This is a genomic window from Kitasatospora sp. NPDC101176, assembly GCF_044768035.1.
Lineage (GTDB): Bacteria > Actinomycetota > Actinomycetes > Streptomycetales > Streptomycetaceae > Kitasatospora.
Genome location: NZ_JBIWPA010000020.1, coordinates 99858 through 120493, shown reverse-complemented (window position 1 = coordinate 120493; position 20636 = coordinate 99858). Strand labels below are relative to the sequence as shown.

Annotated in this window: 22 protein-coding genes; 11 read left to right on the top strand and 11 right to left on the bottom strand. The window is 75.7% G+C overall.

Annotated features, from left to right (window positions below; translation table 11 throughout):
• Nucleotides 1-32: 32 nt before the first annotated feature.
• A complete protein-coding gene (locus ACIRS1_RS25275; protein ID WP_402843686.1) occupies nucleotides 33-302 on the bottom strand; it encodes a GlsB/YeaQ/YmgE family stress response membrane protein in 270 nt (89 codons plus the stop codon).
• Between the two features lie 276 nt (nucleotides 303-578).
• On the opposite strand from ACIRS1_RS25275, the gene ACIRS1_RS25270 reads away from it, so the two are divergent.
• The gene (locus ACIRS1_RS25270) at nucleotides 579-944 is read left to right on the top strand and encodes a hypothetical protein (RefSeq protein WP_360206173.1); all 366 of its coding nucleotides are present in this window, start codon (nucleotides 579-581) and stop codon (nucleotides 942-944) included.
• Between the two features lie 64 nt (nucleotides 945-1008).
• Here ACIRS1_RS25270 and ACIRS1_RS25265 read toward each other — a convergent pair whose 3' ends face one another.
• Nucleotides 1009-1809: a HEAT repeat domain-containing protein gene (locus tag ACIRS1_RS25265; RefSeq protein WP_402843683.1), complete on the bottom strand. Its 801-nt coding sequence runs from the start codon at nucleotides 1807-1809 to the stop codon at nucleotides 1009-1011.
• Nucleotides 1810-1919: 110 nt separating this feature from the next.
• On the opposite strand from ACIRS1_RS25265, the gene ACIRS1_RS25260 reads away from it, so the two are divergent.
• Complete coding sequence (locus ACIRS1_RS25260; RefSeq protein WP_402843680.1) at nucleotides 1920-2723, top strand: methyltransferase domain-containing protein; 804 nt, start codon at nucleotides 1920-1922, stop codon at nucleotides 2721-2723.
• A gap of 60 nt (nucleotides 2724-2783) precedes the next feature.
• Here ACIRS1_RS25260 and ACIRS1_RS25255 read toward each other — a convergent pair whose 3' ends face one another.
• The gene (locus ACIRS1_RS25255; RefSeq protein WP_402843677.1) at nucleotides 2784-3611 is read right to left on the bottom strand and encodes a TetR/AcrR family transcriptional regulator; all 828 of its coding nucleotides are present in this window, start codon (nucleotides 3609-3611) and stop codon (nucleotides 2784-2786) included.
• Nucleotides 3612-3742: 131 nt separating this feature from the next.
• Here ACIRS1_RS25255 and ACIRS1_RS25250 point away from each other — a divergent pair, with 131 nt between their 5' ends.
• Nucleotides 3743-4942, top strand: coding sequence for an FAD-dependent monooxygenase (locus ACIRS1_RS25250; protein ID WP_402843674.1), 1200 nt, complete (start codon nucleotides 3743-3745; stop codon nucleotides 4940-4942).
• On the opposite strand, the gene ACIRS1_RS25245 is transcribed toward ACIRS1_RS25250, so the two are convergent.
• Nucleotides 4926-6854, bottom strand: coding sequence for a hypothetical protein (locus ACIRS1_RS25245; protein ID WP_402843671.1), 1929 nt, complete (start codon nucleotides 6852-6854; stop codon nucleotides 4926-4928). The genes ACIRS1_RS25250 and ACIRS1_RS25245 overlap by 17 nt on opposite strands.
• Nucleotides 6855-7195: 341 nt before the next feature.
• Here ACIRS1_RS25245 and ACIRS1_RS25240 point away from each other — a divergent pair, with 341 nt between their 5' ends.
• Complete coding sequence (locus ACIRS1_RS25240; RefSeq protein WP_402843668.1) at nucleotides 7196-7828, top strand: CBS domain-containing protein; 633 nt, start codon at nucleotides 7196-7198, stop codon at nucleotides 7826-7828.
• Nucleotides 7829-7961: 133 nt separating this feature from the next.
• On the top strand, nucleotides 7962-8612 hold the full coding sequence (locus ACIRS1_RS25235) for a beta-glucanase (RefSeq protein ID WP_402843665.1): 651 nt from the start codon (nucleotides 7962-7964) through the stop codon (nucleotides 8610-8612).
• A 74-nt stretch (nucleotides 8613-8686) separates the two neighbouring features.
• Here the strand turns inward: ACIRS1_RS25235 and ACIRS1_RS25230 are convergent, their stop codons facing one another.
• Nucleotides 8687-9058 (bottom strand): hypothetical protein, encoded by a 372-nt coding sequence (locus tag ACIRS1_RS25230; protein ID WP_387900284.1) that lies wholly within the window; start codon nucleotides 9056-9058, stop codon nucleotides 8687-8689.
• 154 nt (nucleotides 9059-9212) lie between these two features.
• Between ACIRS1_RS25230 and ACIRS1_RS25225 the strand changes: the two genes are divergently transcribed.
• Complete coding sequence (locus ACIRS1_RS25225) at nucleotides 9213-9581, top strand: SHOCT domain-containing protein (RefSeq protein WP_402843661.1); 369 nt, start codon at nucleotides 9213-9215, stop codon at nucleotides 9579-9581.
• Nucleotides 9582-9778: 197 nt separating this feature from the next.
• Here ACIRS1_RS25225 and ACIRS1_RS25220 read toward each other — a convergent pair whose 3' ends face one another.
• Nucleotides 9779-10189 (bottom strand): organic hydroperoxide resistance protein, encoded by a 411-nt coding sequence (locus ACIRS1_RS25220; RefSeq protein WP_360206149.1) that lies wholly within the window; start codon nucleotides 10187-10189, stop codon nucleotides 9779-9781.
• A 115-nt stretch (nucleotides 10190-10304) separates the two neighbouring features.
• Between ACIRS1_RS25220 and ACIRS1_RS25215 the strand changes: the two genes are divergently transcribed.
• The 3 genes from ACIRS1_RS25215 (at nucleotide 10305) to ACIRS1_RS25205 (ending at nucleotide 12352) form a co-directional block, all read left to right on the top strand.
• Complete coding sequence (locus ACIRS1_RS25215) at nucleotides 10305-10778, top strand: MarR family winged helix-turn-helix transcriptional regulator (protein WP_402843657.1); 474 nt, start codon at nucleotides 10305-10307, stop codon at nucleotides 10776-10778.
• A gap of 312 nt (nucleotides 10779-11090) precedes the next feature.
• Complete coding sequence (locus tag ACIRS1_RS25210; RefSeq protein ID WP_360206143.1) at nucleotides 11091-11663, top strand: sigma-70 family RNA polymerase sigma factor; 573 nt, start codon at nucleotides 11091-11093, stop codon at nucleotides 11661-11663.
• A complete protein-coding gene (locus ACIRS1_RS25205) occupies nucleotides 11660-12352 on the top strand; it encodes a hypothetical protein (protein WP_360206140.1) in 693 nt (230 codons plus the stop codon). The genes ACIRS1_RS25210 and ACIRS1_RS25205 overlap by 4 nt, the downstream gene beginning before the upstream one ends.
• 77 nt (nucleotides 12353-12429) lie before the next feature.
• Here ACIRS1_RS25205 and ACIRS1_RS25200 read toward each other — a convergent pair whose 3' ends face one another.
• The 4 genes from ACIRS1_RS25200 to ACIRS1_RS25185 all read right to left on the bottom strand — a co-directional run bounded on the left by ACIRS1_RS25200 (nucleotide 12430) and on the right by ACIRS1_RS25185 (nucleotide 16427).
• Entirely contained in the window at nucleotides 12430-13098 is a 669-nt protein-coding gene (locus ACIRS1_RS25200; RefSeq protein ID WP_396316540.1) for a GAP family protein, read from the bottom strand.
• A gap of 317 nt (nucleotides 13099-13415) precedes the next feature.
• Complete coding sequence (argG, locus tag ACIRS1_RS25195; protein WP_387900292.1) at nucleotides 13416-14834, bottom strand: argininosuccinate synthase; 1419 nt, start codon at nucleotides 14832-14834, stop codon at nucleotides 13416-13418.
• Between the two features lie 320 nt (nucleotides 14835-15154).
• Entirely contained in the window at nucleotides 15155-15685 is a 531-nt protein-coding gene (locus tag ACIRS1_RS25190; protein WP_360206132.1) for a hypothetical protein, read from the bottom strand.
• 64 nt (nucleotides 15686-15749) lie between these two features.
• A complete protein-coding gene (locus ACIRS1_RS25185) occupies nucleotides 15750-16427 on the bottom strand; it encodes a rhomboid-like protein (protein WP_402843652.1) in 678 nt (225 codons plus the stop codon).
• A gap of 260 nt (nucleotides 16428-16687) precedes the next feature.
• Here ACIRS1_RS25185 and ACIRS1_RS25180 point away from each other — a divergent pair, with 260 nt between their 5' ends.
• Entirely contained in the window at nucleotides 16688-18763 is a 2076-nt protein-coding gene (locus ACIRS1_RS25180; protein WP_402843649.1) for a SpoIIE family protein phosphatase, read from the top strand.
• Nucleotides 18764-18865: 102 nt separating this feature from the next.
• Nucleotides 18866-19585 carry a rhomboid-like protein gene (locus tag ACIRS1_RS25175; protein ID WP_402843646.1) on the top strand — a complete coding sequence of 240 codons (720 nt, stop codon included), beginning with the start codon at nucleotides 18866-18868 and terminating at the stop codon, nucleotides 19583-19585.
• A gap of 64 nt (nucleotides 19586-19649) precedes the next feature.
• Here ACIRS1_RS25175 and ACIRS1_RS25170 read toward each other — a convergent pair whose 3' ends face one another.
• The gene (locus ACIRS1_RS25170; protein WP_360206123.1) at nucleotides 19650-20564 is read right to left on the bottom strand and encodes a ribonuclease BN; all 915 of its coding nucleotides are present in this window, start codon (nucleotides 20562-20564) and stop codon (nucleotides 19650-19652) included.
• Between the last annotated feature and the right edge of the window lie 72 nt (nucleotides 20565-20636).

Below are 20636 nucleotides of genomic sequence, written 5' to 3'. Positions count from 1 at the left end.
TCTTCCAGGGCGCGGGGCTCGGGGCCCGGCGGTCAGCGGTTCGGGTGGGACCTGCTCCAGGCGGGCGCCACGAAGGCCACCAGGGCGACGGCGAAGCCGAGTTGGAGCAGGTGGCGGATCCAGTCGATGCCCGAGGTGTGGCGCACGCCGATCCAGCCGGAGACGGCGTTGCCGAGCCAGGCTCCGGCCGCGCCGAGCAGCATGGTCAGCCACCAGGGGATCGACTGCGGGCCGCGCAGCAGCAGCTTGGCGAGCAGGCCCAGCACGAAGCCGATCATCAGGATCCACAGGAGCTGGAACATCGCGGTCCACCTTCCGGGCGCGGCCGGAGGGGCACCGGTGCGCCGCATCGCCGAAGACACGGTTCGTCCCATGATCGCCCGGTTCCGCCCGCCGGGCATGTCGGCGCGAAGACCCGCAGGTCAGCGAGGTGTGCAACGGTAAACAGCATGTGGCGGTGGCGTGTGGGGAGCGAAAACGCGCCGATGAGCGGGCCGGAAACCCACTGTCCGTCAGGGGCGGGCGCCGATAGGAATGTGCCTGGCGCGGACCCGCCGCGTCACCGAGAGGAGCCCCCCGTGAGCCGACTCCGCGCTGCCGTCATGACCCTCGGCTGTACCGCCGCCGCCCTCACCCTGACTATGGGCACCGCACAGGCCGCGCCCGGCGACACCACCACCATGTGCGGATCCTCGCTGACCCCCAGCGGCTTCGTGGACGTCCAGTGGTGGAACAGCGGCGGCTGCGGCTCCGGCTTCAACCCGAACACCAAGAAGATCATGCAGCTCACCGGCTACCCCGTCGGCACCGTCGTCAACGCCTGCGGCTCCACCTGGCCGCCGGCCGGCTGGACCATCGTCAGCAGCTTCTACAGCGCCGGCTGCAAGTACTCCGCGGTGCCGAGCCTGAACGACAACTCCTGGCAGCTCAAGCGCGTCTCCTGACGCCCGTCGGGAGGCGGCGGGCCCCCGCCGGCCGGACCGCTGCAGGCCCGGACACCCGCAGGTCTCAGCGGTCCAGCACCGCCTCGACGGCCTCGCGGACGTCCGGATGCGGGTCCCCGGCGAGGCCGGCCAGCAGCGCCGCGACCCCGGGGGTGGACCAGCCGCCGACGGCCCACACCAGCTCGGTGCGCACCCCCGGGTCCGGATGGGCGGCGAGCCGGGCGAGCCGGTCCACCGGCCCGCGGCGGCGCATCCCGAACCAGTGCAGGGCGGCCCGCAGTTCGGCGGCGTCCCCCGGCTCGCCGGCGGCGTCCAGCCGCGCCAGCAGGACCGGCACGGGCGGCGGCGGGCCGTCCAGCGGGTGCGGAAGGCGCTCGCGCAGCCGGCGGCCGCCGTACTCGCCTCGGACCCGGCAGCCGTAGCAGGTGCAGGGCCGGGTGCCGTGGGCGTCCAGCCGGTAGCGCCAGCCGGCGACCTGGGGCACCGGGCGGATCCGGTGCACCTCGCGGGGGCCCGCCGCCCGCGGAACGAACACCTCCCAGCCGCGCGGATCGGCCAGTGCGCCGATCCGGCGCACCGCCTCGGCGGCCGGCAGCCGCTGCTGGGCGGCCTGCGCGCGGTCCCGGTAGTGCCCGGCCAGTACGGGCTGCGCGTCGTCCAGCCGGAGGTGCACGGCGACCAGCGGGCCCCGGGCGCCGAACCGGGCCAGCTCGCGCAGCCACTGGTGGGTCAGCGGGTAGGACGGCAGCACGGGGAAGCAGTACAGCCCGCGTGCGCCGCCCTGCCCGCGGCTGTCGGCCCGGATCCCGGCGCGGCGGATCCGCGGTGCGTTCGCCGCGGCGGTCAGGTGCACGAACATCGCCATGGAGGGGGACGTTAGGGCCTCGCCCGGGCGGGGCGCGAGGGGATTTCCCGGTGCCGCCCCGTACGGCCACGGCCCGGGCCGTGGCCGTGGCCGTCTGCCAGAATCGCCGCATGGCTGAGCATCGCGGCGAGGACGGCTACCTGCTGGACAACCGGCAGTCGGAGGCCGGCGCCCGCTTCGGCGCCCTCGCCGAGCTGTTCGACCCGGTGACCTTCCGGCACGTCGACCGGCTCGGGATCGGCCCCGGCACGCGCTGCTGGGAGGTCGGTGCCGGCGGCCCCTCCGTCCCGCTCGGACTCGCCGAGCGCGTCGGCCCCACCGGTGAGGTCGTCGCGACCGACATCGACGTGTCCTGGACCGCCGGTGCGGCCGGCGGCGTGATCCGGGTGCTGGCCCACGACGTGGCGGCCGACCCGCCGCCGCCCGGCGGCTTCGACCTGGTGCACGCCCGGCTGGTGCTGGTCCACGTCGCCGACCGTGCGGAGGCCCTGCGCCGGATGGTCGGGGCACTGCGCCCCGGTGGCCGGCTGCTGCTGGAGGACGCCGACCCCGCCCTGCAGCCGCTGCTGTGCCCGGACGAGTCGGGCCCCGAGCAGCGGCTCGCCAACCGTCTGCGGGCCGGCTTTCGGACCCTGATGGCGGCCCGCGGCGCGGACCTCTCCTACGGCCGGACGCTGCCGCGGGTGCTGCGCGAGGCGGGCCTGGTCGACGTCCGGGCCGACGCGTACTTCCCGATCACCTCGCCGGCCTGCGCCGTGCTGGAGGACGCGACCGTGCGGCAGATCCGGCATCACCTGACCGGGCAGGGGCTGGCCACCGACGAGGAGATCGACCGCCACCTCGCGAACGTCGCCGCCGGCCGGCTGGACCTGGCCACCGCCCCGATGGTCTCCGCCTGGGGCCGCCGCCCGTAGGGCGTGTCCGGCGTCTCGCGCCCGGCACGGTCCGCCGGCCGTCCCTGAGGGCGTGTCCGGCTACGCGGCGCCCGTCCGGCGGCTGATCAGGGCGGCGAGGCCGTCCAGGATCCGTTCGAGGCCGAAGCCCAGGGCCTGGTCACGGCCGCCGGGTTCGGCCATGGCGACGGCGACGGCGGGGTAGCGGTCGGCGTGCCGGTGCACCACCGTGCCCAGAGCGGCGAGCAGGTCGGCCTCGGGGGAGCCGTCCGGGCCGGCGGCGCGGGACTGTTCGGCGATGCTGCGGACGTGCCCGGCGAGCAGCACGGCGGCGTCCATGCGCTCGGGGCCGGTCAGTCCGCAACCGTCGAGGGCGGCCACCACCCTTTCCAGCCAGGCGAGTTCCCTCGGGCCGATGACCCGGGGGCCGACGGTGGCGTCCAGCAGCCAGGGGTGGCGGTCGAACGATTCGGCCAACAGCTTCGCCCAGGCGGTGAGTTGCTCCCGCCAGCCGAGCGCGGGCCCGGCCGCCGGCGGGTCGCCGGCGGCGGACTCGACCATCAGGGCGACGAGTTCGGCCTTGCCCGGTACGTACCGGTACAGCGACATCTTGGTGAAGTCCAGCAGCCCGGCGACCTTCTGCATGGAGACGGCGCCCAGGCCCTCCGCGTCGGCGATCTCGACGCCCGCCGCGGCGATCCGCTCCAGGCTGAGGGCCGGCTTCGGGCCCCGGGTCGGCTTGGGGGCGGGGCCCCAGAGCAGTCGCACCACGGCGTTCGCCGGGTCGTCCGGCCCGACTGTGCCCTTCGAGGCGACCGTGCCCTTCGGGCCGGTGGTGTCCGCCGCGCCGGTCGCGTCCGCCGGGCCTGCGGGGTTGGCCGGCCCTGCGGGGTTCGCCGCCTCGCTCACGTTCCGCTCCTGTTCCTGTGATCGCCCCCGGTCCGGGGGTTGCCCTCGGCTTGAACTGTGTCTACCGTACACAGCAAGAAAACAGTGTCCGATGGACACAGTTCTTCGTCCCTATCGAACGGAGCACTCCCATGAGCACCAAGGTCCTGATCTCGGGCGCGAGCATCGCCGGCCCGGCCCTGGCGCACTGGCTGGGCCGGTACGGCTTCGAGGTCACCGTCGTCGAGATCGCCCCCGCGCTGCGCGGCGGCGGCCAGAACGTCGACTTCCGCGGCCGGACCCACCTGACCGTGCTGGAGCGGATGGGCGTCCTCGACGAACTGCGCGCGCTCGACACCGGAGGCTCCCCGATGACCTTCCTCGGCCCCGACGGGCGACGACTCCTGCGCCTGCCGGCCGAGTTCGCGGGCGGCGAACTGGAGATCCCGCGCGGCGAGCTCGCCCAGCTGCTCCACCGGCACAGCCGGAACCGCGCCGAGTACGTCTTCGGCGACACGATCACGGCCCTGGAGGAGACCCCGCGCGGGGTGCGGGTCGCCTTCCGGGACGGCGCGCCGCGGGAGTTCGACCTGGTGATCGGTGCCGACGGGCTGCACTCCACCGTCCGCCGGCTCGCCTTCGGCCCCGAGCAGCGCTTCGTCCGCCACCTCGGCTACTACGCGGCGACCTGGCAGCTGCCCAACGACCTCGGCCTGCCGCCCGGCTCCCTCGGCCTCAACGTCCCCGGCCGGCTGGCCGCGCTCGGCGGCGACCACCGCGACCCGACCAGGGCGGGCGCCTTCTGCCTCTTCGCCTCGCCCGAGCTGAGCCACCACCGGCACGACCAGGACCAGCAGAAGGCCCTGGTCCACCAGGCCTTCGCGGGCCTCGGCTGGGAGGTGCCCCGCCTGCTGGACAGCCTGCGGGACGCCCCCGAGCTGTACTTCGACTCGATCAGCCGCGCCGACGTCCCCAGCTGGTCCACCGGCCGGATCGCGCTGCTCGGAGACGCCGCCTGCGGAGCCACCATCGGTGGCATGGGCACCGGTACCGCCGTGGTGGCCGCGTACGTGCTGGCCGGCGAACTGGCCCGCTCCGGCGGCGACCACCGCACCGCCTTCGGCCGGTACGAGGCGCTGCTGCGTGACTACGCCCGGGGCTGCCAGAAGGGCGGTGACCGCACCGGCCCGTTCCTGGCGCCCCGCACCGCCGCCGGCCTGCGGGTGCGCAACGGCCTGCTGAACCGGCGCTGGATCCTGGACCGGATGCTGCAGCTGGGTCAGGAGGTCTCCAGCGTCGAGCTGCCCGACTACGGGTGCGAGCCGTCCGTCCGGGTCAGTGCTGCGGGCTGATCCGGGTGCCGCCGTCCAGCACCCCCTCCACCTGGACGTTCGCCCGGACCGGGCGCTCCACGGCCAGGGTGTGGTCCGGAGCGGGCCGGTCGGCGGACCAGTCCGGGCCCTTGACGGCGAGCCGGGCGACCCGCCGGCTGCCCGCCGCCAGCAGGAACTCGGTGCCCTGCGGGGAGCGCCACCAGGCCCAGCCCACGGTGTCCTGCTCGAACCGGCTGCACGCCCGGCCCGGGCCGCCGCCGGTGCGCTGCGGCCCCCGGGCGGCGGGCAGCAGGACGGCGGTGGCGGCGCTGCCCTCGCCGGTCCAGCGGTCGGCGCGCAGGCAGACCCAGGACGCCGAGCCCGCGTTCTGCGGCAGCGGCTGCACCGCGAAGGCCCACAGGTTGAGCTGCTTGACGCCGGGAGTGCCGTCGGGAGCCGCGCAGCCCGCCCGGGCCCAGGCCTGCAGCGCGTCCGGGCCGGTGGCCTCGCGCGGCTCGCGCGCCGGCTGGCTGCGGTCCGGGGGCGGCGTGTAGGTGAGGTGGGCGGGGACCAGCCCGCCGAGGTCGGCCAGCAGGAAGGCGTGCTTCTCCGCGATGAGGGGGGAGGAGTGCAGTTGGAGCACGGTGGCACCCCGGCAGTCCGTCAGCACGCCGCCCGGCGCCGCCGGGGTGAGGCCGTCGGGGTGCTCCAACGGGCGGGCGGGGGTGTCGGGCTGGTCGATCCGGCGGGTCTCGGCGGCCTCCACCCAGGGGGCCAGCAGGTAGCGCACGGAGGTGCCTTGGCGGCGCAGCACCACCGCGCCGGCCGTCGTGACGTCCGAGTCGTCGGCCCGGGCGAGGTCGAGGCCGCCGCCGCGTCCGTCGGTGTAGCGGGCCAGCCGCTGCCCGTCGTACAGCAGGACGACGGCGGCGCCGTCCACCGTCCCGGCGTAGAGCAGCCGTGGCGCGGTGACCGGCGGCGCGGTGTCCGCGCCCGGTTCGGCGCGGGTCTGCGGGCCGGGACGCTCCCAGGCGGTCAGCGCGCGGCCGAGCAGCGCGGCGTCCTCGCGGCGGTCGCCGCGGGCCGGCCAGGCGGTGAAGTCGACCCGGGCGGTGTGCTGCCACAGGTCCGCGGGCACCCGGACCAGGTGCGCCGGATCGGCCGTGGCGCCGGCGGGCGGGGCGGGCGCCGGCCGGGTGGTGGAGGCGGCGGGGCCGGTGCCGGTGAGCACGGCGGCCGTGGTGGTGAGGCCGAGCGCGCCGACCAGCAGCACGGCGGTCAGCGCCCGGCGGCGGCGCAGCAGGTCGGTGGGCTGGACCCGGACGGCGCACGGGTCGAACGCGGACGGGTCGAAGGTCCTCGTGTCGAACGCGGACGGGTCGAAGGCGCCCGGCTCCGGGGCGGACGGGTCCGGCTCCGCCTCCGAGCCGACGCCGGCCGCCGCGGCGAGGGCCTGCTCGGGCTGCTCGACCCCGGCGTGCCGCAGCACCTCCGCGGCCTCCGCGCCGGTCAGCCCCTCCACGGCGCGCAGCGCGAACGCGGCCCGGGCGGGTGCGTCGAGCGCCGCGAGCGCGTGGTCCAGTGCGGCGTCCTGTTCGCCGCCGTGCGGGGTGAACAGCCGCAGGCCCCAGACCCGGGGTGCCAGCAGCCGGCGGGCGGGACGGGGGCGCAGCGCGTCGCGCAGCACCCGCAGCCGCAGTGCGGCGTAGACCGGGTCCTCGTCGGCCGGCGCCGGGTCGACCGGGCGGGTCCAGCGGGACGGCAGGGCGCGCTGGACGGCCGTGTGGGCGGCGAGGACGCGGCTGTGCCGGTCGCGGTCCGCGGGCAGCGCGAGGTACGCGAGCCGGACCAGCCTGCGGTAGTGGCGCACCAGGGCGGCCTCGGCCCGGGCCACCGGGCGCGCGGCGGTACCCCGGGCGGGCGCCGCCGAGTCCACCGTCCGTTCTGCCAACGGGCCCTCCCCGGAGTCGTCGGTGCTGTCGTGGTGGACGGTCCAACGAGTCGATCATGTGATGGTTGCGCCGTCCGGGGTGCCGGCCGTCCGCGGGCACGCTGCTGCGGGGCGGGGGCGGGGGTGCGGCCGCGCCAGGTGTCGATGGGAACGTGTGAGCGGATGTCGGAGAGGTGTTCGGCTGGCGGGGGCCTTGGTCCCTCCCGTTCAGCCCCTTGGCCCCTGGCGGTCCGCGCGGCCGGGAGCGATGCTGCCGGTACGGCCGGGACGATCCGTGCCCGGGCGGAGTAGCGTCGTGGACGAGGTGAACCGGCGTGCGGCATGCCACCGTCGAATCAGTGATGACCAGCCCCGTGGTCCGGGTCGCGCCCGAGACCGGCTTCCGGGAGATCGTGGCGCTGTTGACCGACTACGACATCACCGGGGTGCCGGTGGTGGACGCCGAGGGTCGGCCGCTCGGCGTGGTGTCCGAGGCGGACCTGCTGCGCACCCTGGCCGCGCAGGAGGATCCGGGCGCCCTGCTGCCGGCCCCGGAGGCGGCGCCGCCTCCGGGGCCGGGCGGGGCCGTCACCGCCGCGGACCTGATGACCGGGCAGCCGGTCTGCACCACCCCCGGCACCAGCGTGGTGGCGGCGGCCCGGCTGATGAGCCGGCACGGGCTGAAGCGGCTGCCGGTGCTGGACGAGGAGGGGCGGGTGATCGGCATGGTGAGCCGCGGGGACCTGCTGCGGGTGTTCCTGCGCGAGGACCGGGTGATCCGGCGGGAGATCGTGGAGGAGGTGCTCGGCCGGGTCGAGGGGGTGAGCCCGGCGGAGGTCGGCGTCGAGGTCGACCAGGGGCGGGTGGTGCTCAGCGGGACGGTGCCGGAGCTGCACTTGGTGCCGATCGTGCTCAACCTGTGCCGCTCGGTGGACGGCGTGGTGTCGGTCACCGACCGGCTGGAGGCCGGGGGAGCGGCCGCGCCGGTGGGCTGATCCGCCGATCGTTCGAGCTGCCCGGCACGGACCGGAGCGATCCGGTTCGCATACTGCGGAGCGTATCGGGTAACTCACTCTGTGTGCCCGGCGGTTCGGACCCCCGGGGCGCCGGAGCCCAGGGGAGGCGGCCGTGGCAGTCGTGTTCGACGCAGACTTCACTTCGACCAGGCAGTGGATCGCAGGGCGCAGCAGCGCCTATCCCCGGATGGGGCCGACCAACCGGAGCGACCACAAACTCGACTACCTCGGCCGCGCCTACTGCCCGGGCGGCGTGTTCACGGCCGCCCGGCGACTGACCGGCGGGCTGTGGACCTGCAGTCTGCTCACCACCGAGGGCAGCCCGGACGGCTTCCAGGTGCACACCGGGGACGTCGTGTCGGCCCGGGTCACGCTTCCCCTCCAGCTGGGTGCCTGGCCGGCGATCTGGACCTGGCGGGACGGCGGCAACGAGGTCGACCTCTTCGAGTACCACCCCGACAACCCGGACCTGCTGGAGATCTCCAACCACGTCCGGGGCGGCTTCCGCTACTGGCACGGCGCCGGCGCCGGGATCGCACCGGGCGCCACCTTCGACCTGCGGGTCGTGCTCGGCGCCAACTCGGTGGACTGGTACGTCGACGGCCAGCTGGTCTACGCGGACCTGCACGGGGTCGGCCCGGGCTGGCACGCGTACCTGATCGTGAACCTGTCGGTCGCGGACGGGACGTACCACGACCGGCCGCCGCTGGGCGGGCCGGACCGGCTGAGCTGGGTGTGCCACAGTCTGCGGGTCGAGCGCTGAGGGGTCCAGCGCTGGGGGTCCAGCACTGAGGGGTCGGGCGCCGAGCGGACGGGGCCGAGGGGAGTCGGCAGGTCTCAGGGGGCGAACCCGGCGGTGATCGGGCCGCGCGGTCCGGAGCGCTGGAACCAGACCGTCCGGCGCTGCGGGCCGATGTGGGCGGGGTGCGTCACGTACAGGTCGTCGCGCGGGGCGCGCTCGTTGCCGGGTGACAGCGCGGCGTCCACGGCGCGTTCGGCGAGCGCGTGCAGCAGGGCCGTGGCGGTGGCCTCGGCCGCGTCCGGTGCGATGGCGAGCGCGGTGAGCTCGTCCCAGAGCGCGGTGGACACGTAGGCCACCGGGGAGTGCCCGAGGGCCGGGTGGGGGTGTGGGTCCCCGTGGCGCCGGAGCACCCCGGCCGCGACGAGCTGCTCGGGTGAGCGGCGGTCGGCCGGCGGGTGGTGGTTCATGGGCGGCAACGCTACCCCGGTGGCGGCGCACCGGGCGCCGGAACGTTTTCTCAGGCTTTCCTCACGACGCTTCGGCCGGTCGCGGGCGCACGATGGTGGTAAGGCGCTCATCGCCTCGACGGGCCCCGCGGCGGGGCCGGAGGAGGAGGTCCTGATGAGGCACTGGCACACGAACGGGTACGGCCACGGCCACTGGCTGGGCGGCTGGGGCATCGCGATCGCGGTGATCGGCTCGCTGGTGGTCCTGGTGGTCCTCGTGCTCGCCGCCATCGCCCTGTTCCGGTACATCACCCGCTCGCGGCGGCCGGTCCCGTACGGGGCGCCGGCCGCGGGTGCGGGTCCCGCGGCGCCGGGTGCCGGCCGGGCGGGCCAGGGTTGGGGCGGCGGGGCCCACGGGTCGGCGGCGGGCCCGACGCCCGAGCAGGTGCTCGCGGAACGGTTCGCGCGCGGCGAGATCGACGCGGAGGAGTACCGGCACAGACTCGACACGCTCCGCTCGGCGGACGGGCCGGGCGGTGGTTGACCCGGGCCGGTGACCCGGGGGCAGGGGAGGGCCCGCCGCACCGGGGTGTGCGGCGGGCCCGTGCGCGGTCCGCGCGGCGCCGTCGGCCGTCAGGGTGCGGATCTTCGGCGGTCGGGCGGGGGAGGCCCGGGCGGGGGGCGGGTCCGGCGGGAGTCGGCCGTCGGACGCCGGGACGCCGCCCGGGCCGGGCGCGGCGACTACTCGACGACGAGCTCGACCGGGATGTTGCCGCGGGTGGCGCGGGAGTAGGGGCAGACCTCGTGGGCCTGCTTGACCAGCAGCTCGCCGGTCTCGCCCGCGAGCGCCTCGGGCAGCTCGACCCGCAGCACGACGGCCAGGCCGAAGCCGGCGCCGTCCTTGCCGATGGACACCTCGGCGGTCACCGAGACCTCGCTGGTGTCGACCCGCGACTGGCGCCCGACCAGGCCCAGCGCGCTCGCGAAGCAGGCCGCGTAGCCGGCCGCGAAGAGCTGCTCGGGGTTGGTGCCCTGGCCGTTGCCGCCGAGTGCGGCCGGCATCGCGAGCGCGAGGTCCAGCTGCCCGTCGGAACTGACGGCACGGCCCTCCCGGCCGTTGGCGGTGGCGGCTGCGGTGTAGAGCGCGTCCATGGTCCGTTCCCTTCGTCTCCTGCGGCGGCCGCGGGCCGCCCTTCGCCATCAAGTAGAGCACGCAATTCAATTGCGCACAACTCAATCGCGCGGATGTGATCGGTACGATGGGGGCATGACCACGCTCCCCGGCATGGCGGACGAGGAACTGCTCCGCCTCGACCAGCAGATCTGCTTCTCGCTGAACGCGGCCTCCCGCGCCTTCGGCGGCGTCTACCGGGTGCTCCTCAAGGACCTCGGGCTCACCTACCCCCAGTACCTCGTCATGCTCGTGCTCTGGGAGGACGGCGAGCTGCCCGTCAAGCGGATCGGCGAGCGCCTGCGGCTCGACTCCGGCACGCTCTCCCCGCTGCTGAAGCGGCTGGAGGCGGCCGGGTTGGTCCGGCGCGAGCGCAGCCCGCAGGACGAGCGCTCCGTCACCGTCGCCCTGACCGCGGAGGGCGCCGCGCTGCGCGAGCGCGCCGGGCAGGTGCCGCGCCGGCTGCTCACCGCGACGGGGCTGCCCGTCGAGGACCTGGCCGCACTGCGGGTGCTGCTGGAGCGGGTGACCGTCGCGCTGGACTCCTCGGCGGTGGAACCCGTGCCGTAGGGGCGGGGCCTGTGCCCCGGGGGTCGGGCCCCACGTCGCGGGGCCGGGTGGGGTGCCCGGTGCCGTGAGGCTGTCAAGTCGGCGGCCCGCAGAGTGTGACGTGGGTCACGCGGCCCGCGCGGTGCGACGCTCCCCGGCGGCGAACCGGCAGGTCAGCGGTGGTGTTCGGAAGTGACCGGAAACGGTCGCCAATTGTCCGCCCGATCCGGTCGACAACCCGCATCCCCCGGACGGTTACACCACGAGCCCCCAAGGGGCCGTCGGCGTGCCACCCGGTGGGCCGGCCAGCTGACCCACGGAAGGGGGGCGTGTGTGCTGAACACCCCCGGGCCGGGCGAGAGGCGGGGCCTGCGGGCGGACCCGCTCGACGACCTGCCGGCCGACTTCGAGGCCTTCTTCACCCGCGAGAACCCCGGCTACCTCCGGTACGCCCAGCAGCGCCTGCGCCACCGCGAGGACGCCCAGGACGCCGTCCAGAACGCGGGCGCCACGCTGTACAAGAACTGGCGCCGCGCCCTCGCCAGCGCGGACCCGCGCGCCTTCGCCTTCAAGGTCGTCAAGGACGCGGTGGTCGACCAGCTGCGCGAGCGCCGCCGGGCCGAACGCAAACGGCTGCGGGTGATCGCCCAGCACCGGCCCGACACCAGCCAGGACGAACTGGAGCGGCTCGCCGAACTCGACGCCCTGGACTGGGCCATGGAGGAGCTCACCCGCGCCGCCCCCGTCCAGGCCGACGTCGTCCGGCTGCGCCAGTCCGGCCTGTCCTACCCCGACATCGGCCACGCCCTCGGCATCGCGCACACCACCGCCCGCACGTACTACAGCCTCGGCCGGCGCCACCTGGAGTACCTGCTGGAGCACCCGGACGACGGGCCGGCGCAGTGAAGGTCGCCGAGCTGCTGCGCGCGGACGCCGCCGTGCTCGAGCGCGAGCTCCGCGACCACGACCCGGCGGCGTTCACCCGCCGGCTGGCCGAGCGCCTGGCCGCCGCCCGCCGGCCCGCCCCGACCGCGCGCGAGCGGCCGGCCCGCCCGCCCGCGGCCGCGCGTCCGCCGCACGCCCACGACCGCGCCCCGGGGGCCGGCGGGCGGGCCGAGCTCCGCCGGGACCTGCGGCACCTGTGCGCCGCCGTGGCGGGAGCGGCGGAACCGGGGGAGCTGGCGCTGGACCTGGAGCTGGCCGAGAAGACCGCCTTCCGCACCCTCGGCTGCCTGCTCTACGGCATGGGCCGCGCCGCCGACGGCGTCTTCTGGTGGCGGATCGCCGCCCAGTACGGCGACCAGCTGGCCGTGCACTGCCTGGCCGTGCACTACACGGCCGAGGGCGAGGCCCGGGACGCGGCCCGCTGGGCCGCCCAGGCCCAGGACCTCAGCGCCCCGGGCCGGCTGCCCGCGCTCGCCCCGGAGGCCGGTCCGGCCGGCGCGGCGCGGCTGGCGCGGACGCTCGCGGAGGACTACGACGGGGAGATCCTGCTGACGCTGCGGGACGTGCTTGACGTGCGCCCCGGCGCCGACGACGGGCCGCGCCTCGGCCTGCGGTCGGTGCGCGGGCGGGGGGTGGTGCGGATCCGCTGAGGCGGGTGGGCGGCGGGCCCGCGGGCCCGCCGCCCGGCCCCGGGCCGGCAGGTGGGCGCGCAGGCGGACGGGAGGCCTCAGGCGAGCGCGGTGAGGGCGTCGCCGAGGTACTTCGCCCCGAGCACCGCCAGCACCGTGGTCGTGATCGCCGTGTTGTGGGCGGCCATCCAGGCCTTCCACTCGCCGAGCACCCGGGCCGAGCGGTCGCCGCCGAGCAGGTCGACCCCCAGCGGAACCAGCGTGCACAGCGAGCCGACCAGCACCATCAGCGCGCCGGCCGCCGCTTCGCCCCCGGGGCCGGCGCCGCTGGTGGCGATCGAGGCGGCCCCGCCGACGGCCAGCACCAGGTTCTTCGGGTTGGCCGCGACCAGCACCACCCCCAGTCCGGCGGACCGTCCCGGGGTGAAGCGGTCGACCGCCCGCATCCACTCCGGCGGCGCGGCGACGTGCCCCTCGCGCGGGCGGTCGCGCCACTGCTTCGCGGCCAGCAGCACGAACAGGGCGCCGAGCGCCAGCCTCAGCCAGGACGACCAGGTCGGGGCGGCGCCGCCCGGGCCCGTCCCGCCGCCCGCCAGCACCACCACCGCCACCACCCCGGCCAGGCCGGCCACCCAGCCGGCCGTGAAGGCCGCGCCGCAGGCCCGCCCGCGCGGCGTGGCGAGCATCAGGACCACGGTGACCAGTGCGAGCGGACTGATGGCGATGCCCACCGCCGACACCAGCATCGCGCCGACCGCCTCGCCCATCCCCACTCCCGCCTCCGGGCCGCCCGACCGGGTCCGTCGGCACCGGTGCTCCGTTCCGTCGCCCGACGCGCGTCCCGCCCATTCAGCTACGGCCGGGGCCGCCGTGCACGGGCTCCGCCGCCGTCCGGGTGAGTCGCCGGGCCGGGGAGGGTCGCCGGGGTGGGTCGGGGCGCGGAGGGTCGTCGCGGGTGTGCCAGGCGGTCGGGCCCGCAGCCGGGGCGGCGCCCGCGCCGAACGCCCGAGGGCCGCCGCACCTCACCGGTGCGGCGGCCCTCGGGCGCGTCACTCGTCACTCGTCACGCGGGGGAACCGGGCGATCAGTCGTTGCCCGACTCGATCGCCGCGTTGTCCAGCGCGGTGGACTCCGCCGGGTCCGCGTCGGAGCTGCCGGCCGCGATCGGTGCGGCCCCGCCCGGGGACAGCTCGCCGATCAGGCCGCTCCACGGCGCCAGCTGGCCGTGCACCGCGTACTGCTCCAGCTTGCTGCGCGAGTCGGCGATGTCCAGGTTGCGCATGGTCAGCTGGCCGATGCGGTCGTCCGGGACGAACGCGGCGTCGACGCTGCGCTCCATCGACAGCTTCTCGGGGTGGTAGCTGAAGTTGGAGCCCTGGGTGTCGATGACCGAGTAGTCCTGGCCGCGCCGCAGCCGCAGCGTGACGCTGCCGGTGACCGGGTGGCCGATCCAGCGCTGCATGCTGTCCCGGAGCATCAGCGACTGCGGGTCGAACCAGCGGCCCTCGTAGAGCAGCCGGCCGAGGCGGCGGCCCTGGGTGTGGTACGTGGCGAGGGTGTCCTCGTTGTGGATGGCGTTGAGCAGCCGCTCGTAGGCGATGTGCAGCAGCGCCATGCCCGGGGCCTCGTAGATGCCGCGGCTCTTGGCCTCGATGATCCGGTTCTCGATCTGGTCCGACATGCCGAGGCCGTGGCGCCCGCCGATGCGGTTGGCCTCGTGGACCAGGGCGACGGCGTCGGCGAACTCCTGGCCGTTGATCCGGACCGGGCGGCCGAACTCGAACTCGACGGTGACGTCCTCGGTCGGGATCTCGACCGCCGGGTCCCAGAAGGCCACGCCCATGATCGGGCTGACGATCTCCAGCGAGGCGTCCAGGTACTCCAGCCGCTTGGCCTCGTGGGTGGCGCCCCAGATGTTGGCGTCGGTGGAGTAGGCCTTCTCTGCGGAGTCCCGGTAGGGGAGGTCGCGCTCGGCGAGCCACTCCGACATCTCCTTGCGGCCGCCGAGCTGGTCGACGAACGCCTGGTCCAGCCACGGCTTGTAGATCCGCAGGTTGGGGTTGGCGAGCAGGCCGTAGCGGTAGAACCGCTCGATGTCGTTGCCCTTGTAGGTGGACCCGTCACCCCAGATGGAGACCTCGTCGTCCTGCATCGCGCGGACCAGCAGGGTGCCGGTCACGGCGCGGCCGAGGGGGGTGGTGTTGAAGTACGTCTGCCCGGCGGAGCGGATGTGGAAGGCGCCGCAGGCGAGCGCGGCGAGGCCCTCCTCGACCAGGGCCGCCCGGCAGTCCACCAGGCGGGCCTGCTCGGCGCCGTAGGCGCGGCCACGGGCCGGCACGTCGGCGAGGTTGGGCTCGTCGTACTGGCCGATGTCGGCCGTGTAGGCGTAGGGGACGGCGCCGTGCTCGCGCATCCACGCGACCGCGACGGAGGTGTCCAATCCACCGGAGAATGCGATGCCGATCCGTTCACCGACCGGCAGCTTGCTCAAGACCTTCGACATGAATGCACCCTTGACCCGCGCGGCGCGGGCTCCTGACTTAGCGACGTGTGAGTGGGATTCGGCGTATCCGATGCCCCGCACTTTGGCATAGGTTTGCAGAGTAACGCAAGAGAATACGATCGCGTACGGCGGGGGCGGTCGCTCGGGACGCCGCCGCCCGCCGCGGCCGGCGGCGTCAATCCGGCCTTCTCGCAGTCGTGTTGGGCCGGCCGTCGGCTTCCGGTCGGGCTGGTTCCGGGGTCGAGATGGCCGGTCGGGGGAGCGGGGACAGGGCGGTCGGGGTCGGGAGCGGGGTGGTCGGAGCGAGGTCGGGGGCGGGCTCAGGGGGTGGGGTCGGCGTCCGGGCCCTGGGTGCGCAGGCGACGGACGTGCTCCAGCGACTCGCGCAGTTCGGTGAGCCAGCTGTCGGAGTGGCGCTGCACCAGGCGGACGCACCAGGCGAGCGCCTCGCTGCGGCTGCGGGCGACGCCCGCCTCCACCAGCGTGTCGAGCACCTGCCGTTCGGGCTGGCGCAGCCGGGTCATGACGGGGGAGGAGACGGTGGTGAACATGCCCCGCAGGTCGCCGCACTCGGCGCCCCAGGAGACCTTGCGGCCGTAGCGGCGCTCGGCCTCGCGGGCGACGCCGATCCGGGCGTCCCTGGTCCGGTCGCGGAACTCGGCGATCCGGCCCTCGAAGGCCGCCTCGCGTTCGGCGTCCGGCGCGGCGCCGTCGAGGTCCGGCTCGGGGATGCGGCCGACGACGGTGATCTCCTCGCGGTCGGCGGTGATTTCGACGATCTCGGTGTAGAGGTCCGCGGGGAGGCGGCCGGTGAACCATCCCCGGAGTTCTTCGGGTGAGGTTGTAATCATGTAATCAGCATTACTCGCCGTGCGGAGATGGGCAAGGGCCGGAACAGGACCCGTGCGGAGCGGTTCAGCGTGCGGCGGGTACGGACGTCCGAGAAGCCGGCACCCGGGCGCGCAGCCAGGCCGTCCGGGCCGCGAGCACGCCGATCCCCAGGGCCACCAGGTGCCCGGCGTCGGCCAGTTGCTGGTCCAGTGCCCAGGCCACGGCCAGGGCCGCCGCGAGCACCGGCGGGCCGTACCGGCGCAGCGGTGCCGGGCCCAGCGCCACCAGGCAGCCGACCGTCGCCACCAGTCCGTAGCTGATCCCCACGTCACGCGCGCGGGACAGCGCCCCCGGGATCCGGGCGGTGAGCATCACCCACATCGCGCCCTCGGTCAGCAGCGTCGCCCCCAGGTGACCGGCGACGAACACCGCGCCCGCCCGGGCCGGCCCCCAGCGCCACTCCGCCAGCCCCAGCGCCACCGCGACCGCCGCGATGCCCGCCCAGGCCGGCACCCCGTCGACCACCAGGCCGCTGGTGAACATCGTCCACCACTTGCCCACCTCCATGTGGTGGACGTTGCTGCTGTTGTGCCGGACGAACCGGGCCCGCGCCGCGTGGCCCTGACCGGCCAGCCACCAGGCCGTCACGGTCAGCAGCAGCACGTACGCGGTGGTCAGCCGCAGCCGGGCCGCCACGCGCAGCGCCGGGTGGCGGGTGTCGGGTCCGGAGCCGGTACCGGCGCCCCGGTCCGCGGGGGCCATCGTTCCGCCGTGCTGCCTCATCGTGCCCGTCGCCCCCGCTGTGCGCTGCCCGGTGCTGCCCCGGGTGGTGGTGACCGGTGCTGGCGCCCGGCCGGTCCCCGGCGGCCCGCCCCGGCGGTCGGATCGCCAGCGTACGCCAGCCGCCGACCCCGGCAGGGCGGCCGCAGGCGACCCCGTCCCCCGATTGCAGCAGCGGGCCTGGCAGGTACGGGCCGCAGCACGGAGGGTCGGGAGGAGGGCGGTGAAGGGAGGCGGACCGGATGCGCGACGCCGACGGCGACGGACTGGACGGCGGGTTCACCTCCGCCGTGCTCGAGGCGTTGTTCACCTCGGCGCCCCTGGGCCTGTACGTCCTCGACGGGGACCTGCGCGTCCTGCGCTACAACACCGCCGCGCGGGGACTGCGCGGCCTCCCCGTCGAGGAGGTCCTCGGCCGGCGCCTGGACGAGCTCGTCGAGGGCTTCCGCACCACCGAACTCGCCGCACTCGCCCGCGAGGTGCTGGCCACCGGGCGGCCGCTGCGCGGCTACCCGCTGCGGGGCCGGCTGCCGGACGCGCCGGAGCGCGAGGCGGCGGTCTCGGTCTCGGTGTTCCGCCTGGAGGGCCTCGCCGCGGACCGCCACGGACTGGCCGTCGCCGTGGAGGACGTCACCGAACAGGAGGCCGCCCGGGACCGCCTCGACGTCCTGCACGAGGCCCACCGGCTGATCGGGACCACCCTGGACGCCGTCACCACCGCCGAGCAGCTCGCCGAGGTCGTGGTGCCCGCGCTGGCCGACGCCGCCGTGGTGCACGTGCTCGACGAGCTGCTGCGCGGCGAGCGCCGCCGGCCCGGACCGGTGGCCGCCGACCGCCCGTTGCGCCGGGCGGCCGTCCGCACCGCCGACCCCGGCTGGTCCCTCGCCGGCGACGCCCTGGAGACGCTGCCGTTCGCGACCCCGTTCAGCCGCGCCCTGGAGGACGGCCAGGCGCGCCTGATGGCGCGGCTGGACGACGACGGTGCCCGGGCGGCCCTGGGCGCCGAACGCGCCGACCGGCTCGCCGCCGCGGGCGTCCACTCGCTGATGACGCTGCCGCTCACCACCGCCGACGCCGTCCAGGGCGTGCTCACCCTCTACCGCGCCGCACGCCCGGAGGCCTTCACTGGGGACGACCTCGACCTCGCCGAGCAGGTCGCCTCCCGCGGCGCCCTGAGCATCGACAACGCCTGCAGCTACCTGCGCGAGCGGACCACCGCCACCGCCCTGCAGCGCCACCTGGTACCCGGCCGCACCCCCGAGCTCTCCGCCGTCGAGACCGCCCACCTCTACCTGCCCGCCACGGCGGGAGGGGACTGGTTCGACGTCATCCCGCTCTCCGGCGCCCGGGCCGCCCTGGTCGTCGGGGACGTCTTCGGCCACGGCCTCGAGGCGGCCGCGGCGATGGGCCAGCTGCGCACCGCCGTCCGGAGCCTGGCCGTGCTCGACCTGCCGCCGGACGAGCTGCTCGCCCGCCTCGACGAGACCGCCGCCCGGCTGGACGGGACCACCGCCCGGCCGGACCCGGCGGACCGGTCCACCGTCCCGGCCATCGCGACCTGCGTCTACGCGGTCTACGACCCCGTCACCCGGCAGCTCACCGCCGCCCGGGCCGGGCACCCCGAGCCGCTGCTGGTCTCCCCCGACGGCACCGTCACCCGGCTCGACCTGCCGCCCGGAGCCGCCCTCGGTGCCCCGCCCGGGCAGCGGGAGGACCCGTACGAGGCGCTCACGATCGAACTCGCCGAGGGCACCGTCGTCGGCCTGTACACCGACGGCCTGGTGTCCGGTGACGAGAACGCCCCCGCCGCCCTTCGCCGCATCCTCGCCCAGCCCGACCGCCCCCTGCCGGACCTCGTCGACGCCGTGGCCTACGCGCTCGCCAGCGACCGGGCCGAGGACGACGCCGTCCTGCTGCTGGCGCGCACCCGGGGGCTGCCGGACGACCGGACCGCGAGCTGGACGCTGCCGCACGACCCGGCGGTCGTCGCCACCGCCCGCGAGCTGGTCCGCCACCAGCTGGCCGCCTGGGAGCTGACCGGGCCGGCCTTCGAGACCGAGCTGATCGTCAGCGAACTGGTCACCAACGCCATCCGGTACAGCGAGGGCCCGGTGCGGCTGAGACTGGTCCGGGACCGGCGGCTGATCTGCGAGGTCAGCGACTCCAGCAGCACCTCACCGCACCTGCGGCACGCCCGGGCCACCGACGAGGGCGGCCGCGGACTGTTCCTGGTGCGCCAGCTCAGCGAGCGCTGGGGCACCCGGTACGGCACCCGCGGCAAGACCGTCTGGACCGAACTGGCGCTGCCCGAGGACTGATCCCGCCCTCACCCGGAGGGCCGAACGCGCCCTCGCGCCCCGCCGCGCCCCGGGAGAGGGTGAAGCCCGGGGGACCGCGCGCGGACCGTGGAGGAGGCGCCGATGAGCGGCAGCACCACCCGGGCGGGCGAGCTGCACAGGCGCCCCTGGTGGGCCCGCCTCGCGCACGCCGCCTGGGCCTACGTACGCCGCGCCCCGGGCACCTACGTCTGGCTGGCGATCCTGCTCGTCACCACCCAGGTCATCCGCCACGTCGACCCGCTGACCGCGGACCGGATCCTGGAACGGCGCTCGACCAACCTGCACCACCTGCAGACCTCGCCGGTGCGCGTGCTGATCACCAGCGCGCTGTGGATCGCGGGCGGGGGCTGGCCGAGCTACTTCCTGCTCTACAACGTCTTCCACGTGCCCGCCGAGCGCTGGCTCGGGACCCTGCGCTGGATCTCGGTCGCGGCGGCCGCGCACGTCGGCGCGACCTACCTCAGCGAGGGCGTCCTCGGCTGGGCGATCCACCGGGGCCTCGCGCCGCCACGGGCCGTCTACACGCTCGACTACGGCGTCAGCTACGCGCTCGCCGGGGTCGTCGCGGTGCTCACCTACCTGGTCGTGCGGCCGTGGCGGTACCTGTACGCCGCGGGCGTGCTGGGGTTCTACGCCCTGGGGGTGGTGCAGAGCCGGGACTACACCAGCGTCGGCCACTTCAGTGCGGTGCTGATCGGCCTGGCCTGCTACCCGATCACCCGGGGGCGGCCGGGCTCCTTCGACCCGGTCGCCACCGGGCGCCTGCTCCTGCGGCGGCTACCGTGGCGGCGCCCCGGGTGACGAGCGGTACGGCGTCGTCTGTGCGGTGCGGCGCGGTGCGGCGCGAGCGGCGTGGTCGGGCGGCTCAGCGGAGATGCCGTTCCTCCGGGGAGCCGGGATGCCGCTCCTCCGGGGCGGGCGTGGTCAGGTAGGCGTTCAGCGGCGGCTCCTGGGCGAGCACCGCCCCCGCCGTGATCGCGAAGGTGACGGCGACGCAGATCGCGATCAGCCACGACAGGATCATCAGGACCAGGCCCAGGGAGCCGTACTGGCTCAGCGCGCGGTTCAGCGCGCCCGGCATGTAGATCCGGGCGCTCAGCGCCATCGTGGTGACCGCGGTGGCCGTCAGCAGGGCTCCGGGCAGCAGCGGGAGCCACAGGACCCGGCCGCTCAGCAACAGGTGGGTGGTCCACCACCAGACGATCAGGGACACCAGGAAGGTCAGCGGCAGGCCCAGCCACAGGCCCGCGCCGAAGCCGCTGCGCAGCGGGCCCTGGAACATCAGGACGGTCACCCAGCCCACGATCCACAGCACCCACCGCCACGCCGCGACCCTGGTGGCGGCCTTCGGCAGCCGCCACGCCCGCTCGCACACCCGGGACACCGCCCTGCTGCAACTGGTGGCCGACAGCAGGGCCATCACCAGACCGATGTACCCGCTGGTCTCGCGGAGGTCCCCGGTGCCGTACAGCGACTGGTGGAGCTGCTGGTCCGCGGAGCCCGAGATGCCGAACAGCGAGCGGACCGACGAGACCAGCTGGTCCCGCACCCCGTCCGGGGCGAACGCGGCCACCGCGAACAGCAGCGGGACGGAGGTCAGGAAGACCTGGGAGGCCATCCGGGTGGCGGCGTCGAGCAGGCCGGGGGAGAGCAGGCGGGCCGTCAGCTCGGTGATCACCGGGAAGCGCCGTTCGGCCTCGGCCCGTCCGTGCTCGAACCGGGTGCGGGCCCGGACCAGCCGCGCCTGCCAGCGGGCGGCCACCTCCCTCGCCGACACCATCCCTCGGTCCTCCCACAGCCGGGCAACGATCGGCACCAGTCAAGGCGAGGCCGGGGCGCTCCGCCACCGGGG

Excerpts from the sequence above, each read along its gene's own strand:
- ACIRS1_RS25185 (WP_402843652.1), bottom strand. The coding sequence starts at position 16,427 with ATGGCCCCCGCGGACCGGGGCGCCGGTACCGGCTCCGGACCCGACACC.
- ACIRS1_RS25220 (WP_360206149.1), bottom strand. The coding sequence starts at position 10,189 with ATGGACGCGCTCTACACCGCAGCCGCCACCGCCAACGGCCGGGAGGGC.
- argG (WP_387900292.1), bottom strand. The coding sequence starts at position 14,834 with ATGTCGAAGGTCTTGAGCAAGCTGCCGGTCGGTGAACGGATCGGCATC.
- ACIRS1_RS25175 (WP_402843646.1), top strand. The coding sequence starts at position 18,866 with ATGAGCGGCAGCACCACCCGGGCGGGCGAGCTGCACAGGCGCCCCTGG.
- ACIRS1_RS25215 (WP_402843657.1), top strand. The coding sequence starts at position 10,305 with ATGACCACGCTCCCCGGCATGGCGGACGAGGAACTGCTCCGCCTCGAC.
- ACIRS1_RS25265 (WP_402843683.1), bottom strand. The coding sequence starts at position 1,809 with ATGGCGATGTTCGTGCACCTGACCGCCGCGGCGAACGCACCGCGGATC.
- ACIRS1_RS25275 (WP_402843686.1), bottom strand. The coding sequence starts at position 302 with ATGTTCCAGCTCCTGTGGATCCTGATGATCGGCTTCGTGCTGGGCCTG.
- ACIRS1_RS25230 (WP_387900284.1), bottom strand. The coding sequence starts at position 9,058 with ATGAACCACCACCCGCCGGCCGACCGCCGCTCACCCGAGCAGCTCGTC.
- ACIRS1_RS25180 (WP_402843649.1), top strand. The coding sequence starts at position 16,688 with ATGCGCGACGCCGACGGCGACGGACTGGACGGCGGGTTCACCTCCGCC.
- ACIRS1_RS25190 (WP_360206132.1), bottom strand. The coding sequence starts at position 15,685 with ATGATTACAACCTCACCCGAAGAACTCCGGGGATGGTTCACCGGCCGC.
- ACIRS1_RS25250 (WP_402843674.1), top strand. The coding sequence starts at position 3,743 with ATGAGCACCAAGGTCCTGATCTCGGGCGCGAGCATCGCCGGCCCGGCC.
- ACIRS1_RS25240 (WP_402843668.1), top strand. The coding sequence starts at position 7,196 with ATGACCAGCCCCGTGGTCCGGGTCGCGCCCGAGACCGGCTTCCGGGAG.
- ACIRS1_RS25200 (WP_396316540.1), bottom strand. The coding sequence starts at position 13,098 with ATGGGCGAGGCGGTCGGCGCGATGCTGGTGTCGGCGGTGGGCATCGCC.
- ACIRS1_RS25260 (WP_402843680.1), top strand. The coding sequence starts at position 1,920 with ATGGCTGAGCATCGCGGCGAGGACGGCTACCTGCTGGACAACCGGCAG.
- ACIRS1_RS25225 (WP_402843661.1), top strand. The coding sequence starts at position 9,213 with ATGAGGCACTGGCACACGAACGGGTACGGCCACGGCCACTGGCTGGGC.
- ACIRS1_RS25170 (WP_360206123.1), bottom strand. The coding sequence starts at position 20,564 with ATGGTGTCGGCGAGGGAGGTGGCCGCCCGCTGGCAGGCGCGGCTGGTC.